Annotated in this window: 16 protein-coding genes; 4 read left to right on the top strand and 12 right to left on the bottom strand. The window is 33.9% G+C overall.

The genetic code is table 11. The features are described 5' to 3' along the window. Positions 1-46: 46 nt before the first annotated feature. Complete coding sequence (locus KA830_RS03480) at positions 47-631, bottom strand: phosphatase PAP2 family protein (protein ID WP_064209669.1); 585 nt, start codon at positions 629-631, stop codon at positions 47-49. After that, the gene (locus KA830_RS03485) at positions 628-1,815 is read right to left on the bottom strand and encodes an FtsW/RodA/SpoVE family cell cycle protein (RefSeq protein ID WP_204180353.1); all 1,188 of its coding nucleotides are present in this window, start codon (positions 1,813-1,815) and stop codon (positions 628-630) included. The genes KA830_RS03480 and KA830_RS03485 overlap by 4 nt, the downstream gene beginning before the upstream one ends. 324 nt (positions 1,816-2,139) lie before the next feature. Between KA830_RS03485 and KA830_RS03490 the strand changes: the two genes are divergently transcribed. After that, the gene (locus tag KA830_RS03490) at positions 2,140-2,748 is read left to right on the top strand and encodes a class I SAM-dependent methyltransferase (RefSeq protein ID WP_046207112.1); all 609 of its coding nucleotides are present in this window, start codon (positions 2,140-2,142) and stop codon (positions 2,746-2,748) included. 175 nt (positions 2,749-2,923) lie between these two features. Here the strand turns inward: KA830_RS03490 and KA830_RS03495 are convergent, their stop codons facing one another. Next, the gene (locus KA830_RS03495) at positions 2,924-3,055 is read right to left on the bottom strand and encodes a beta-class phenol-soluble modulin (RefSeq protein WP_046207113.1); all 132 of its coding nucleotides are present in this window, start codon (positions 3,053-3,055) and stop codon (positions 2,924-2,926) included. A 385-nt stretch (positions 3,056-3,440) separates the two neighbouring features. Here KA830_RS03495 and solA point away from each other — a divergent pair, with 385 nt between their 5' ends. The 3 genes from solA (at position 3,441) to KA830_RS03510 (ending at position 6,715) form a co-directional block, all read left to right on the top strand. Next, positions 3,441-4,625, top strand: coding sequence for an N-methyl-L-tryptophan oxidase (gene solA / locus KA830_RS03500; RefSeq protein ID WP_070657274.1), 1,185 nt, complete (start codon positions 3,441-3,443; stop codon positions 4,623-4,625). A gap of 2 nt (positions 4,626-4,627) precedes the next feature. Beyond that, positions 4,628-5,761 carry a M20 family metallopeptidase gene (locus KA830_RS03505; RefSeq protein ID WP_210123007.1) on the top strand — a complete coding sequence of 378 codons (1,134 nt, stop codon included), beginning with the start codon at positions 4,628-4,630 and terminating at the stop codon, positions 5,759-5,761. Between the two features lie 93 nt (positions 5,762-5,854). Beyond that, a complete protein-coding gene (locus KA830_RS03510; protein ID WP_204180351.1) occupies positions 5,855-6,715 on the top strand; it encodes a LysR family transcriptional regulator in 861 nt (286 codons plus the stop codon). Between the two features lie 22 nt (positions 6,716-6,737). Here KA830_RS03510 and add read toward each other — a convergent pair whose 3' ends face one another. The 9 genes from add to KA830_RS03555 all read right to left on the bottom strand — a co-directional run bounded on the left by add (position 6,738) and on the right by KA830_RS03555 (position 16,721). Next, positions 6,738-7,715 carry an adenosine deaminase gene (gene add / locus KA830_RS03515; RefSeq protein WP_204180350.1) on the bottom strand — a complete coding sequence of 326 codons (978 nt, stop codon included), beginning with the start codon at positions 7,713-7,715 and terminating at the stop codon, positions 6,738-6,740. A gap of 492 nt (positions 7,716-8,207) precedes the next feature. Next, positions 8,208-8,816 (bottom strand): adenylyl-sulfate kinase, encoded by a 609-nt coding sequence (gene cysC, locus KA830_RS03520; protein ID WP_070038448.1) that lies wholly within the window; start codon positions 8,814-8,816, stop codon positions 8,208-8,210. A 19-nt stretch (positions 8,817-8,835) separates the two neighbouring features. After that, positions 8,836-10,017, bottom strand: coding sequence for a sulfate adenylyltransferase (sat, locus tag KA830_RS03525; protein ID WP_204180349.1), 1,182 nt, complete (start codon positions 10,015-10,017; stop codon positions 8,836-8,838). A gap of 21 nt (positions 10,018-10,038) precedes the next feature. Beyond that, positions 10,039-10,944, bottom strand: a complete 906-nt coding sequence (locus KA830_RS03530; RefSeq protein ID WP_046207121.1) for a sulfite exporter TauE/SafE family protein — start codon at positions 10,942-10,944, stop codon at positions 10,039-10,041. 23 nt (positions 10,945-10,967) lie between these two features. Then, positions 10,968-11,579: an NAD(P)-binding protein gene (locus tag KA830_RS03535; protein ID WP_070038454.1), complete on the bottom strand. Its 612-nt coding sequence runs from the start codon at positions 11,577-11,579 to the stop codon at positions 10,968-10,970. A gap of 44 nt (positions 11,580-11,623) precedes the next feature. After that, positions 11,624-12,358: a sirohydrochlorin chelatase gene (locus KA830_RS03540; protein ID WP_046207123.1), complete on the bottom strand. Its 735-nt coding sequence runs from the start codon at positions 12,356-12,358 to the stop codon at positions 11,624-11,626. Positions 12,359-12,377: 19 nt separating this feature from the next. Beyond that, on the bottom strand, positions 12,378-13,148 hold the full coding sequence (gene cobA, locus KA830_RS03545; protein WP_064209678.1) for a uroporphyrinogen-III C-methyltransferase: 771 nt from the start codon (positions 13,146-13,148) through the stop codon (positions 12,378-12,380). Positions 13,149-13,171: 23 nt separating this feature from the next. Then, positions 13,172-14,839 (bottom strand): NADPH-dependent assimilatory sulfite reductase hemoprotein subunit, encoded by a 1,668-nt coding sequence (locus KA830_RS03550; protein ID WP_226861048.1) that lies wholly within the window; start codon positions 14,837-14,839, stop codon positions 13,172-13,174. Positions 14,840-14,897: 58 nt separating this feature from the next. After that, a complete protein-coding gene (locus KA830_RS03555; protein ID WP_204180348.1) occupies positions 14,898-16,721 on the bottom strand; it encodes an assimilatory sulfite reductase (NADPH) flavoprotein subunit in 1,824 nt (607 codons plus the stop codon). Positions 16,722-16,741 lie beyond the last annotated feature (20 nt).

A 16,741-nucleotide genomic window follows, 5' to 3' on the forward strand; every position in this document is an offset into this window, starting at 1 on the left:
GTATTAATCAAAAATTAATTTATAGATTAGCATTTATCTTAACAAATTATTCGATTTTATCTAGTTTTCCGCTTACATGACTATTGTAATTAAGTGATTGAATCATAACTGAAATGACTAATAAACTCCCCATAGTATCAGTAAAATAATGGGCGCCCACGTAAATACGGGAAATTATGATTGAAGCTACTAAAATAATTGCTATACAATATAATATTTTATTCCTTTTTATTAATAATATTAGACTTACCAATATGCACACACTTAAAACATGCATACTGGGAAAACTATAACCTTCAAAATATGCGGTTGGTCTCGGTCGTTGAATGACATATTTCATAAACGTACCTATTAAAAATACTGAAAAGCACCAAAAGCCATACCACAAAAATTTAAATTTATGATAGAAAAACAAACCAGCTAAAACACATATTGTTAAAATCAAACAAATTTTAGGGTCAAAAATAACTGAAACAAAATAGAGATATCGTTTTATAATATCTGTGTTTAAATATGTATGTAACATATTATATACAGTTTGGTCTACGGGTTTTGCTATACCTATTGCAATACTAATCAATATAGCAATAAGCAAAATAACTGGCGATGTAATTTTTAAAATATGCTTCATTTTACAGTATCCTTTCTTTCGTTGTTAATTCTTCTAGCCACTGCTAAGAGTGCACCAAACGCTATGCTGATACTCAACATGGAAGAACCACCATAACTCAATAACGGCAAAGTCACACCAGTTAATGGAATAATACCAGACACACCAGCTAAATTAATAAAAACTTGCATAAATATGTAACTAACCACGCCAACACATATCAATTTATAAAACTGATTATTTGTTTTATTCGCATAAATAAGCCCTTTTACTAAGAGATAACCATAAATTGTAAGTGTGAATAGTACGCCAAGTAGTCCTAACTCTTCTGAAATAACAGTAAATATGAAATCAGTGTGCGGTTCTGGTAAATACCCTAACTTGGCTATCCCATTGCCTAAACCTTTACCCGTCAGTCCACCATTGCCAATCGAGGTTAAGGCACTCGTTAATTGATAACCATCATTATCTTCATATTTAAACGGATCTAACATCACTTTTATCCTTTTTAGTCTATATAAATTTTTAGAATCAAAAATCAGTGTATAAATTCCATAAATAACTAATGGCACGAGTGTAATTCCCATAATTTGAAATTTAATTTTATTTTTTATATCTGAGTATATTAATATACAACCAATAATAGCTACTGTTAGTAACGTTCCGCCTAGATCTCCTTGCATCAACACAAGCAATAAACCAATACCTAATATGGCAAGTGGTGGTAACATATGCTTTAATTGGTAATCTTTGTGACTCCTCACACGTTGATTAATAATGTAAGAAAGATAAAAAATCGAAGCTAATTTCAAAAATTCCGAGGATTGTAAACTAAATATTCCTAAATTAATCCAGTTTCTTGAACCATTAATCTCTTTCCCTATCAAAATTGTAATTAATAGCAAGCATAAGGTGCCAATAACCATCAATTTTTGTATATGAACACTTTTAAAGAAATTTATATTTATGCACAATGCAATAAATATAACGACTACAATACCCATAATCAAAAAGATAAATTGTCTTTTCATAAAATAATTACTTTCAATTGAAACGCCACCAGTTAAAGCGCCTTTAGATGCCGATACCATGCTCGCACTATATATCATGACGACACCTAAAATGCCTAGTATAATAAAACTAATTAGCATCCCATAATCTAGACCTTTTAACCGTTGCTTAATCATTCTTAAAATATTCTTCATTTCTGCACCTCATTATAAACGTCCACCACCTAGTAAACCAGATATAACAAGCATGCTCAATCAGACTTTAGGCTTACCTAATTTAATATGCTATTCGTATATTATGTATTTCTATTTAAATATTTTATCTATACATAAAATGAACAAATTTACTTTTTAAAAAGTATCAATTAATTATCTATAATTTTAAATTATACGAGATAACTGTAAACGTATTGATTTGAAAAGATTATGTCCATTATGCTAAACTCTATTATAGATTTTAAAAGTCTTTAATAACTTTAAAATCTATAATATGGAAATCTACATTAAAGGATGACAAATTTGAATCAATCTCAATTTAATCAAATAGCCCGAAATTATGACAATAACGAAAGAATAAAGCTCGCTAAAACGATCTCTTCCGAATTAAATTTATTATTTAACAAAGGTACGTATGATTCATTATTAGATTATGGTGGCGGCACTGGCCTTGTCACATTCGATATCGAACATCATTTCAATCACATCACTGTTTTAGATGCTTCACCGAAAATGGTTGGAATATGTAATACCAAAATTAAAACATTAAATAAAACTAACATTGCAGCCATTGAAGGTGACTTGCTCGCTTCGAACAATATACTGCTTCATCAAACTTATGATGTGATATTGCTTTCTCTTGTATTGCTTCATAGTGGGAATTACATGGCATTACTACAACAGTTAGTCACGCAATTAAATAGTAATGGCTTACTTATCATAGTAGACTTCGATAAAAACGAAAATGTTAATCATCCGAATATCTATAATGGGTTCGAACAAAAAGATATCCAAAAATCACTACACACAATAGGACTTTCAAATATAGACAGCCATACTTTTTATCAAGGCAAAAATATATTTATGAACAAAGATGCCAGTCTCTTTTTAGCTTCTGGACAGTTAACGTAATCTCCTCAAAATGTATAATCATACAAATTTAAATGTATAATTTTTGTATAGTTATGCATTGCAAACACGAATTTCCTTTCCAATGAATTGAACAACAAAAAACTACTGTTTTCTAACACTTTATGTGTGAAACAGTAGTTTTTCTTAAGTATATATTTAATTGAAAATATGTCTATTAACCAAAGAATCCAGCGATGAAGTCTGCACCTTTAGCTACTACATCTGCGATGCTAGTTCCCATATTTACCCAGTCGTGATCTAAACCTGATTTTACTGCATTTGAAATTGCTTCTACGATACCTGACATAATGTAAGCACTCCTTTAAATTGATTTAATTTGCTATTTAAAAATTACGCGAAAGTGTCAACTAAAGTTTTGATTAATTTAATGATACCACCGATAATATCTGCAATCATCATGTCAATACACCCCATTACTTGTTTGTGTAATTACATTGTATACTAATTAATAATTAAAATGTTAAATTTTTCTCAATTCGTTTAATTAAGTTCCTAACTGTCTTAATTTAATAATAAAAGTACAGTTAGGCAAAATACTTATGTGTATTGATATCACTTTTAGAGATATCAACCATCTCTTTTTGTAATTTTACACCTAGAACTATTGCTATTAGACTTGAAAGAAATACTTGCCAAATGATTAAATTTGTTTCAATTAAGGAGAGATGGAAATGGGAAAACATTACGATGTCATCGTTGTCGGAGCTGGCTCTATGGGTATGTCAGCTGGATACTATTTAGCAAAAAGTGGGTGGAATACACTAATGATAGATGCTTTTGATCCACCACATGAAAATGGAAGTCATAGTGGTGATACAAGATTAATAAGACATGCTTGTGGAGAAGGTTTATCGTATGTCCCCATTGCTTTGAGAGCACAAGAACTTTGGAATGAACTTCAAAAACAAACAAATGAACGTATATTTTTAAATACAGGTGTTATTACTTTTGGTCCTAGTGATTCATTATTTGTACAAACTGCAATCAATGGTGCTCGGCAATATAATCTAAATACTGAAACTTTATCTGCTAAACAAATTAACGAAACTTGGCCAGGTATTACAATACCTGATGGCCAAATTGGTTGCTATGAACCTGAAGCAGGTGTGCTATTTTCTCAAAATTGTATTCGCGCTTTTAAGCGACTCGCTCTAAATCATGGTGCCGAATTAAAAATCAATTCGCCAGTGATGCATATTGATATTCTTAATGACTCAGTAGAAGTTCAGACCCCCTCTGAAACAGTTACAGCAAATAAATTAATTATTACTGGTGGTGCTTGGAATAAAAAAATTCTAGATGATTTAGATTTAAAACTACAACTTCAACCTTCTAGACAAACGATAGCATGGTTTGATTCCAATGATATTTTATACAAGTCAGATGGATTTCCAGGCTTTTTTGCCGACGTTCCGAGTGGTGTATATTATGGATTCCCTTCTATTGATGGTACTGGTTTAAAAATAGGACGTTATGATAACGGAGATCCTATCGATCCAACTTATTACAATAAATCATTCGGGTCTTATGTAAAAGATGAAAAAGATATTAGTGGTTTTTTGAACGCATATATGCAACAAGCTAATGGAAATATCAATGTAGGTAAAACTTGCATGTTCACCAATACATTAGATGAGCATTTTGTGATAGACAAACATCCCAAATATGAACATATTGTCATTGCTGCTGGTTTTTCAGGACATGGCTATAAATTTTCAAGTGCCGTCGGAGAAATATTATATGAATTAGCCACTAAAGGTAAGTCCAAACAAGATATATCACTATTTAAAATAACACGTCCAAGTTTACAGCCTGAAAATAAAGAAAAAGTTTTTAATAAAGCAAGGGGGGTTTAAACATGACACAATCAAATTTAGAATTCTTACAATCGCTCATCAATGTCGATAGCACCAACCCACCTGCTAACGAAAATAACGTTGTACAAATTTTTAAACAACGATGTGCATCTCGTAATATTCCTTTTGACATTACACATTTAAGTGACAAAAGAAGTAATTTTTCAGTAACTTTAAAATCTGAGCATCCAAACGCTAGCAAACTCTTATTATCTGGCCATACCGACACTGTAAAGATAGGCGCACAAAAATGGGATTATGATCCTTTTAAAGGCGATATTGCTCATGGAAAATTATATGGAAGAGGAACAACAGATATGAAAAGTGGTTTAGCTGCTTTATATCTTGCTTTAGAATCTTTGATTGAGGAAAACTATGAATTCAAAAAAGATATTGAATTTTTAGCCACCGCAGGAGAGGAAGTAGATTCAATCGGTGCGGAACATTATGTCAAAAACGCAAATATGGATAATGTATCTGCTATCATCATAGCAGAACCCACGACTGAGAAAGTTGCAATTGGACATAAAGGAGCGTTATGGATAGAAGTCACTTTGACTGGAAAAACTGCACACGGCGCAATGCCAGAACAAGGTATTAATGCAGTTGAGGGCATAAACAAAGTCATTCAATTGGTAAATGACTTAAAAGACGAATGGTCAGAAGAAACAGCAGCTTTAGGTAAGAGTAGCATCTCAGCAAATATGGTTAACGGTGGCATTCAAACGAACGTGATACCCGACAAATGTACATTAAATGTTGATATACGAACAGTTACACCTAATATTCATGACAAACTGTACAAGCAATTTAATCAACGCTTAACTCAGATATTTGCTGATAGTAACTCTCCAAAAGTAAACACAAAAATATTGCTTGACCGGGCGACTGTTTTAACGGATGTCGATGCTGAAATTATTCAAAAAGCCTTAGATATTTCGGAAGAAAATGATATTACTGGAATGGCTTATTATACCGATGGATCCGTGCTAAATCCTAACAGTAACATTCCCACATTAATTTATGGGCCAGGAATAGAAACATTAGCACATCAACCCAACGAATATGTAGAAATAGCAGCTTTCGAACGATCTATAGACTTTTTCAAAGCATTAATTAAAAAATATGCAACATAATTAGACTGCCGTCATAGTGACGGCAGTACTTTTTTCTGCATAAAAGAAATTGTTTCATGTATAATAGCCTCAAACGAAAACTCAGGTGATATTATGGAAATCAAAGACTTTAAAATTTTTCAAAGCGTTAGTCAACATCAAAGTATCAGTAAGGCTGCTAAATCACTAAATTATGTTCAATCTCATGTTACATTTCGCATAAAACAACTAGAACAAGAACTCAACACACAACTTTTTTCACGTCATAATAAAGGTACAACTTTGACGAAAGATGGTGAAAAATTCCAAATATATGTTGAAAAAATTTTAGCCACATTAAATGAAATAGAACATGATTTTGATAAACAAGAAACATCTAGTGGCAAAATTGATATTGGGATTGTCGAAACTATTACTAAATTACCGATGTTATTATCTATGTTTCGGAAAAATTCGCCACACGTTTCTCTTTCACTACATACCGATGTTACTGCCAATATTTCTAAAAAAATAGTCAATCAAAACTTAGATTGTGGATTTGTCACTGGTTTCAAACATCATCATCATATAAATAAAGTGGAGTTATTTAAGGAAAAACTTGTATTAATCTCCAGTACAGAGATGACCCAATTAGAAGACATAACATCCGCAGTATTTTTGGTATTTAAAAATGGCTGTAATTATAGAAGAAATCTTGAAGCCTGGTTAAAATCCGAAAATACTAAAAAACCAACACTTATAGAATTCGGCACTATGGAAACAATTATCGGTAGTGTAAAATCAGGTATCGGCATTAGTTTAGTTCCGAAATCCTCGGTACAAAATGATTTGGAAAACGGCTCATTATATAGCTATGAATTGCCAGACAAATATAGTAATATCTCGACAGACTTTATTTGGAATAGAAATTATCATTTAAGTCTTGCTATGACTCATTTTATTCAAACTATCAAATCTTTTGCATATCAATACTAAAATAAACAGTAGTGTATACGCGTTATGACATTGACTGAAGCACTTGCCTTTTTTCTGCTTCAGTTAAAAAGGCATATTGAACGGCACGCTTATTAATATATTTAATCTGCTTTTTATTGATTAACTGATGTTTTAATAGCAACGTATATTCTTCATTTAATGAAGTTTGTGTCACCATACGATTGTCTGTATTGATAATAAAAGGTATATCATTTTTTAATAAGTAGGGAATATTGATTTGTGACAACGTCTCTATAGCTTTAGTTTGCAAATTACTTTTAGGACATATTTCTAATAATACATCCTTCGCTTTAACTTCATTTAATATTGCTTCATCTAAATTAGCAGCAACACCATGACCGATACGTTTAGCACCTATTTTGATTGACTCTAAAACATTATGTATACATCCACACTCACCTGCATGGAGTGTTAAATTCATACCTTTTTCTAACCCATATTGAATGGTATCTTGTATTTCATGTGGTGGAAATCCTACTTCAGGACCCGCAAAATCAATACCACATATTTTTTCACTGTTATATACAGACACATCATCAAATAATTGTTTATTCACAGACGCTGCATGTTGCCTCATTGCGCAAATCAGTAAATTCACTTTCATATGTAATGTATCTTGTACAATATTAATGCCCGCTTCTACTGCTTTTAGTACATCTAAAAGGGTCATCCCCTGTTCCATATGCAACAATGGTGCAAAGCGAATTTCTATATATTTAACATTATCCTCATAAGCTTGTTGCGCAACATCTACAATTGCACGCTTAAGACTATCTGCTGTTTGCAATACTTTTAATACTTCATCAAAACACTTCAAATACGACGCTAAACTTTCACAATCCTCTTGCACCGTGAGACGATCCTCGTTTAGATGTACGCCTTGTTCTTGAGCCAATTGTCGAATTAAATGTTTGCTGACTGAACCATCTAAATGACAATGTAATTCTATTTTAGGAATCTCCTTTATACTTTGATTCATTTTAGTAAACTTCCCTACCTTTATATTGTGTTCATTACTTTTAAAATGCTAATCAGATAAATTTGATTTATTTAATATAACACTTTAATTTTCACATTTCTATAAAATATATGAGTATGATTCAATACTGTTTACTTACCTACAAAACACCTTATAGTAAGCCTTTTTAAAAGTTGATACGCGCATTAACATTTAAAAACAGGGTGAAACCAAACTCGTGATTTGATTTCATAACCCTGTTTATCAATGCATTCATAATTTATAATTGGTTATAATGACCTAGTATTATCATTGATATACCTATGCCAATAAAGGATACTACCATAATTGAGATCATTATTTTTAATTCTATAAGAAAGTGTTTTCTATTTTGACCTAAACGCACAAGTAACAATCCACTCAACATTACTAAAATAAATATAATAAATAATATTATGGCAATGATATTTAATATCTCCATTCGATTGCCCCTTCAGTTTTTTATTATTAAAGTTAAATGCTATCGATATACTGATGTTGTTGTAAATAATCCATAATTTTAGATACTGATGCTTCAACAGAGAGGGTTTCTGTATCTAATACAATCTCTGGTTGTGTAGGCGCTTCATATGGCGCATTTACGCCAGTAAATTCTGCAATTTCACCATTTCTTACTTTTTTATATAAACCTTTAGGGTCTCTATTTTCACATTCTGATAGACTACATTGCGTATAAATTTCTATAAAATCATCTGTATCTAATAATTGGCGCACCGCTTCTCTATCTGATTTATAAGGAGAAATAAAAGCAGTAACTGTTATCAAACCTGCATCTACCATCAATTTACTAACTTCCCCTATACGCCGTATGTTTTCCTTACGATCTTCAGGTGAAAATCCTAGATTCCGATTCAATCCATGTCTAACATTATCTCCATCCAAACGATATGTATGGATTTGATGGTTAAATAGTGCTTTTTCGAGTTCTACGGATATCGTTGATTTTCCTGAGCCTGAAAGTCCTGTAAACCAAATGACTGCACTCTTATGTTGATTACGCTGTAACCTTTCATCTTTGGTAACCTCTGATGCGTGCCATGTTATATTTTTAGATTCTCCCATTACTACATCTACACTCCTTTTATTTCTGTTCTTTCAATCCATTTATAAGAACTTGAGCCACTTCAGGTCTTGAAAATTCTTTCGGTAACGTTTCTCCATTTTTCAATTTTTCACGAACTTTCGTACCACTTAAATGTAAATGTGCTGAAGCATCATGTGGGCACGTTTTTGCTGTAGCCATGTTTTCACATATTTTACAATAAAAGGCATGTTCAAATTTTAATATTTGTATACCCAATTCTGCTTCGTATTTAGCAATCAGTTCTTGCGCTTCATACGTGCCATAATAATCACCTACGCCTGCATGGTCACGCCCTACAATAAAGTGTGTACATCCATAGTTTTTACGTACTGTAGCATGTAATATCGCTTCTCTAGGCCCTGCATATCTCATTGCGGCAGGATAAATAACTAAACGCGTTTTATTTTCCGGGTAATAATTTTCCAATATAACCTGATAGCTTTCCATACGTACTGATGCTGGAATATCATCAGATTTTGTTTCACCTACTAAAGGATTCAACAACAAGCCATCTACTGCTTCTAGAGCAGCCTTTTGAATATACTCATGTGCGCGATGTACTGGGTTTCTAGTTTGAAAACCTACTACTGTTTGCCATCCTAAGTCTGTAAAGAGTTGTCTTGTTTCTTTAGGATCCAAATGATAATCTACAAATTCGTCGTGTTTAGGTCTATTTAATAAATAAATTGGGCCTGCGAGATAGACGTCCCCTTTTTCATAGACCTTTTTGACACCAGGATGATCAACATCCGTCGTTCCATATACAAGTTGCGCTTCTTTTTGTTTGTCATACGTGTACTTTTCTTCTAAGTCAATCACACCATATAAAACACCATCTTCCCCATACAAAGCCACACGAGAGCCAATATTCAAATTTTGAGATTGCGCTGTTGTCACAGGTAATGTAATCGGAATGCTCCAAACCAAACCATTATCTAAATGTAAGTGTTCTACCACGTTGGTATAATCGTTTTTATTCATAAAGCCTGTCAGTGGACTGAAGCCACCTATTGCAATTAATTCCAAGTCTGATAAACTCCACGGATTTAAAGTGATAGATGCGAGTGTTTCAACTTCTTTAAGCAATTGTTCTCGCTCTGCGCCGTAGACCTCCCTATTGATAAGTGCACCACCATGAGGTTGAATGGTAGATTGTTCTTTTTCGTTTATTAATGACATGTTGTCACACTCCTTAATGAATTAATCTAATTTATTTACATTGGTTTCATCTTTAAAAGTAGCAAACGGTAATTTATTATTTTGGTATAAAGCATATAAAATTAATCCGAACCAAATCACAATCAATGCAATTTTTATTGCGATTGATAAAGCGTGATTGATTTCAACAACACTAATCAGTGAATTTGTATTTGTGAAAATAATCAATCCACTCACACACACAGCTAATATATTCATCGGTAACAGTCTGACTAACCATGCTGCAAACGGTGCAGCAATCATACCACCGACACTTAATGACACGACAAGCCACCAATTAATTTGACTCCAACCAAGAAAAATAATAAAGCTTAGCGACGCAGATACTGTCACGAAAAACTCACTTGCCGATACTGTACCAATCGCATACCTAGGTTCCAATTTCTTTTGAGCAAGTATTAATGGCGTATTAACCGGTCCCCAGCCTCCACCACCAATTGAATCTAAAAATCCTGCCACGGCGCCTTGTGGTATTAATACAAAGCGGGATGTTTGTTCATTCGTTTTTGATAATGGTTTTTCTTTAGTAAATAAAAATTGGTATAAAATATAGAGTCCCATTGATAATAGAAATACAGCGATAAATGGTTTAATAAAGTCACTGTGTATATGACTTAATATAGCAGCACCAATAAAAGCTGTTATCGCTCCAGGAATCGCTAATTTAATCATAGTAGGTTTATGTACGTTTTCAAATTTCCAATGCGACGTTCCTGACGCTGCTGTAGTAGCAATTTCTGAAAAATGTATTGTAGCTGAGACTATTGCCGGTGCTACACCAAATGTCAATAATATTGAAGAAGATGATGCGCCAAATCCCATGCCTAATGAACCGTCAATTAATTGAGCGAGAAAACCAGCCAGTGCAAAAACAAATAACTTATACATATGATGTCCCCTTTCCTTTCAATTTACTTCAGCGCTGATAACCACTTTCTAACTTCATTTTGCTTACTTATTTTTAAATATTTATCATTTAAAATTTGCTTCAAAAACCGTTCTTTTTCCTCCGATGAAAGTGAGCTACGTTTAACTTGCTGTCTACATTCATATAGGAAATCTACATAATCACCATATGCGCTATTAAAATGTTGTTGTAACTCAGCTAAAATTTGACTGGCCAGCTTAGGACTGGCACCTTGTGTTGAAACGCTGATCGTTAACTTACCACGTCGCAATATACTTGGTATCAATACATCACCTGCTAACGCTTGACCTGCCATATTAATTAATGCCTTGTCTGGCTTTGCTTGTAATATAGACTGGTTTACATTTGTATCATTCGTCGCAGCAATAATTAAATCTGCATCTTGCACATCACTGCTTTCAAATATTTTATTCCGCCACTGAATCTCTTGTTTATCAACTAATTGTTTTAAGTTATTAGTGAGCGTGGGGCTAATAATTTGAATTAGTTTTGTATATGTTTTTAAAAGATTGATACGTCTTTCTGCTATTTTTCCGCCACCTATAACAACGATTTGTTTTTGCGAAATATCAACCATTAAAGGGATGTAAGACATAATGTCACTCCTCAGATAAGGTACTTTCAACTTTGATAAAATGACTAAACTGTATCAAATGTCTCTTCCACACGTTCTTTTAATGCAATTTGTAATGTCTCATGATGACTCAGATGCGCTGCTAAAATAATGTCACTTTTAAATTGGTAAGCACTCACAACATTAGCGATGTGTTGGTCTAAAATACCTGTAAACCAGATATACGGTAAAATAAATATTTGCGAATGACCTTCATTTACTAATCGGTCCAGTGCATCTTCAAATAACGGTTCACAAGCTGCTAAATAGCACACTTCTATACTTTTAGAGGGGAACATTTCTGATAATTGTGACTTTATTACCGAAAAATCTTGCTTTGTTTGCGGATTATAACTTCCTCTACCAATAACTAATAATTTAGCGTCAGCATTAGGTGTGATTTTACGTTCTTCTAAACGTTGTTTAAGCACTTCCGTTAATCGTTTTTGTACGCCTAAAGGTTTACCATAATTAATTTTCACATTGGGAAATTGTGCTTTCATACGTTCAATTTCTTCAGGTATATCTTTGTAGTAATGTCCTGCGCTAAGTAGCAATACAGGTACCACTGAAATTTCTGTTGCACCTTGGTGCACTAATTTCCTAAAACCTTCAGATATATCCGGGTCTACAAGTTCTAAAAAACATGTTTCTTGTAAAGGAATATTAATTTTTGTTTGTACACGCGCAATCAATGACGTTGCTTCTTCGACTGCTTCTGCTACACGACTACCATGACTGACATATAAAACGCCTTGCATATCATAACCCCTCCAACAACTATGATGTGAGTTGTGTTAATAATTCATTTTTATATGTTTCTTCAAACCAACTGATTCGGTTACGTAATTTCACGACTTCACCCACAATAATCATAGCTGGATTTTCAATCTCTTTTGCACCGTGGACAATGGTTTCTAATGTGCCTACAACGGTTTTTTGTAATTTAGATGTACCCATATGTACAAGTGCTACTGGCGTATTTTTATTACGTCCATTTTTAGTTAATAACTCAACAATTTCTGGCAGCTTTTTAACTCCCATATAGATACATAACGTTTCCGGCCCTAAAGCTAGATGTCTCCAGTATTCATCCTTGTCAATTTCTTTATTGATAACACCCGTAACAAATGCAACTGAAGAGCTATAGTCTCGATGCGTTACAGGGATACCTGCGTATGCAGGTGCTGCGATACCTGCAGTAATACCTGGTACGATTTCAAATGATATATCATTTGTGGCTAATACTTCTGCTTCCTCGCCACCTCTGCCATACACGAATGGGTCTCCACCTTTCAAACGTGTAATCGTGTGTCCTTCTAGTGCTAAATCGACAAGTAATTGGTTAGTATCTACTTGCGACACTGATTTATGGTTAGGATTTTTACCACAATATATTAACTTAGCAGTTATAGATGCATAATCTAATAACTCAGGGTTAACTAAACGGTCGTATAAAATAATGTCAGCCGTTTCAATCGCTTTTTTACCTTTAACTGTAATTAAATCCGGATCACCAGGGCCCGCACCTACTAAAAATACTTTTCCCATCCTAACACCACTTTCTTAATTGATTAACTGTGGAATAATTGACCGTCTGTAACTGCTTCAACAATACCTGCCCTGACGACAAAATCACCAAAACGTTCACCAACAGTTCTTTCTTGTGCATATTGCAATAAAATAGGCCTTAAACTTTCTAATATTTCCGCTTCATCAATATTTTCTTTATACAACTTATTTAAACGATCACCAGCGAAACCGCCACCTAGGTACATATTGTACTTACCTGGTGCTTTTCCAATAAATGCAATTTCAGCTAATGCTGGACGTGCACAACCGTTAGGACATCCCGTCATTCTAATGGTTATTTCTTCTTCGTTTAAGCCTGCTTCATCTAACAGACTTTCTATTTTCGTTATTAGCGAAGGTAGGTACCGTTCAGATTCTGCCATTGCTAAACCACAAGTAGGAAAAGCGACACAAGCCATAGAATTTTTCCGCAATCCCGTATAATGTTCGCCATCTGTTAAACCATATCGCTTTATCAGCGCTTCAATTTCTGGCTTTTTCTGTGTTTCAACATTCGCAATTACTAAATTTTGGTTAGGCGAAAGTCTAAAATCTCCAGTATGCACTTCAGCAATCGCTCTTAACGCTGTTTTCAATTGATATTCTTCTGTATCTTTAACACGGCCATTTTGAATAAATAATGTGAAATGATGTTTGCCACTGCCTTCAGTCCAACCATATCGATCACCATTATCTTCAAAGTGAAATGCACGCTTAGGCTCTAGTTCCCAACCTAACCGACGATTGAGCTCATCCGTAATCCATGTTACGCCTTTACGATCCACCGTATATTTAAAACGTGCATTTGTTCTCTCTTCACGATTTCCATGGTCTCTCTGAATTGTCAGGATTTTTTCACAAACATCGATGACCTGTGATTTTGGAAAATAGCCAATCAAACGTCCAACTTGTGGATATGTCGCAGTATTTCCATGTTTCATTCCCATGCCGCCACCAACCGTAAGATTAAATCCAACTAATTCACCATCTTCAATAATCGAAATTAACCCAATATCTTGAGAAAATACATCGATATCATTAGAAGGGGGGACTGCAATACCAATTTTAAATTTACGTGGTAAATAGGTTTTACCATACAGTGGCTCTGGTTCTTGATCACTTGTATCTAACACTTTTTCTCCGTCTAACCAAATTTCGTGATAAGCTTGTGTTTTAGGTGAAAGATGACGGCTAATATCACTTGCAATCTGATTAATTTCCGCATGCACATCAGATTGATAGGGGTTAGGGTTACACATTACATTTCTATTAACATCGCCACATGCTGCTAACGTGTCTAATAAAGATTGATTGATATCAAACATTGTTTGCTTTAAGTTTCTTTTCAAAACCCCATGGAATTGAAACGCTTGTCTTGTTGTTAATTTAATCGTTTGATTTGCATATTGGTTCGCAATATCATCCATCGCAATCCATTGTTCTGGAGTCGAAGCACCACCTGGCGCACGCACTCTTATCATGAAACTGTATGCAGGCTCTAATTTTTGTCTACGGCGTTCGTCGCGAAGATCTCTATCATCTTGCATATAACTTCCATGAAACTTTAATAATTTAGTATCTTCTTCTGAAATCGCACCTGTAATTCTATCTGCTAATCCTTCGACAATTGTGCCGCGAAGGTAATTACTATTAGCTTTGATACGTTCCATCTCATCAAGTTTTTGAGAAAAATTTAAATTTGATTCTGTCACGTGATCAACTCCTTTTTTAATAAACGTCTCTTTGATATCGTTTGTCTTGTTTCATCTGTGTCAAATAAGTCTCAGCTTCTTCATCTGACATATTACCTTCTTTAACTAAAACCTGATGTATCGCTTTGTGTACATCTTTAGCCATATTTTGTTCGTCACCACATACATATAATGCTGCACCGTTTTTCAACCATTCATAAAAAGTTTTACTTTGTTCTTCAATTTTGTGTTGAACATAAATTTTTTCTTCTGTATCCCTTGAAAATGCCAAGTCCAACTTACTAAGAACGCCTTCTTTAAGCCAATCTTGCCACTCTGTTTGATATAAAAAGTCTGTTGTAAAATGCTGTTCACCAAAGAATAACCATGTTTGTCCTGATAAATCTAATTCTTCACGTGCTTGTAAATAAGATCTAAAAGGCGCGACACCTGTGCCGGGTCCAATCATAATGACAGGTGTAGCTTCATCGAATGGAAATTTAAAATTCGGATTTTTCTTTAGATAGACAGATATAGATGTACCAGGTTCCATACGTTCAGCTAATTGAATTGAACAAACACCTTGACGTTCACGTTGATGCGCTTGATACCTTACAGCGCCCACGGTGATATGAACTTCATCAGGATTTGCTTCATAACTGCTTGCTATAGAATATTCTCTAGGAGGCAGTTTTCTTAAAAATTGGTACAACACTTCAGGCTCGAGTTTTTCAGGTCTAAAGTCTTGAATTAAGTCAATTAAATCTCGACCATATACATAAGATTTAATCCAATTTTGATCTATAACATTTTCTGCCAATGTTTTATTTCCAAACAGCTCAGCTGCTTTTTGTAATAACGGCTTTGTTAATTTAGTGATTTCAAAATGGTGCTGTAGTGCCTCTTTTACTGTAAGTACATCACCTTTGTCATTGATTGGTACTTCTGTTTGAGCATCCCAATCTAATTGATTCAGTAACGTTTCTACCAGTTTTTCATCATTTTCCGGAATCACTACCAAGCAATCACCTGGCTCGTAGTCTTCACCATAATCTTCAAATTGTAATTCAATATGTCTAACCTCTTTATTAGAACCTCTACCATTCAAGTTAATATTTTCTAATATTTCAGCTTCATATGGTTGTGTTTTTGAATACCTTTTGTCATTTGTCAATGGCACAGTGTTCGTTGTTGTCACTTTTTCCTCGCTCAATGAAGCATCACTTAACTGTTCGATAATGTGATCCATCCAGGATTCAGCCGTATCATCAAAATCCAAGTCACAATCTTGTCTATCCACCAAGCGAGAAGCACCTAAATCTTCTAGACGTGCATCAAAGTCTTTACCTGTTTGACAGAAGAACTCATACGACGCGTCCCCGAGTGATAAAACTGAATAGCGTACACCTTCCAATTGAGGCGCTTTTCTTCCATGTAAAAATTCATGAAAGCTAATGGCATTATCGGGTGGGTTTCCTTCCCCATGAGTAGAAGAAATAATAAATAAATCTTCTACTTTTTTTAAATCCTTAGTTTTGTAATCACCCATTGCACTCAATTTCACATTGAAATTAAGTTCGACAAGACGATCAGCTAATTTTTCAGCTAAACCTTGTGCATTACCAGTTTCTGAACCATATAAAACAGTGATATGTCTCTCACTATTTGAAGTAGATTCTTTATTCAATACAAACTGAGCTACTTCCGATGGTGTTTCTTGTTTTGTAGTAACACTCTGTAAATTTGCAGTTAAATAACCGCTTAACCAAACTTGCTGCTCAATCGTAAGATTTTGAATAATTTGGTTTAGTTGTGTAGCTTGATTTTCATCAAATGGACTATTTATTACAGATAAGTTCACAACCATTTCACCTCATTTTA

Source organism: Staphylococcus sp. GDY8P119P (genome assembly GCF_017892075.1).
In the GTDB taxonomy this organism is placed as follows: domain Bacteria; phylum Bacillota; class Bacilli; order Staphylococcales; family Staphylococcaceae; genus Staphylococcus; species Staphylococcus ureilyticus.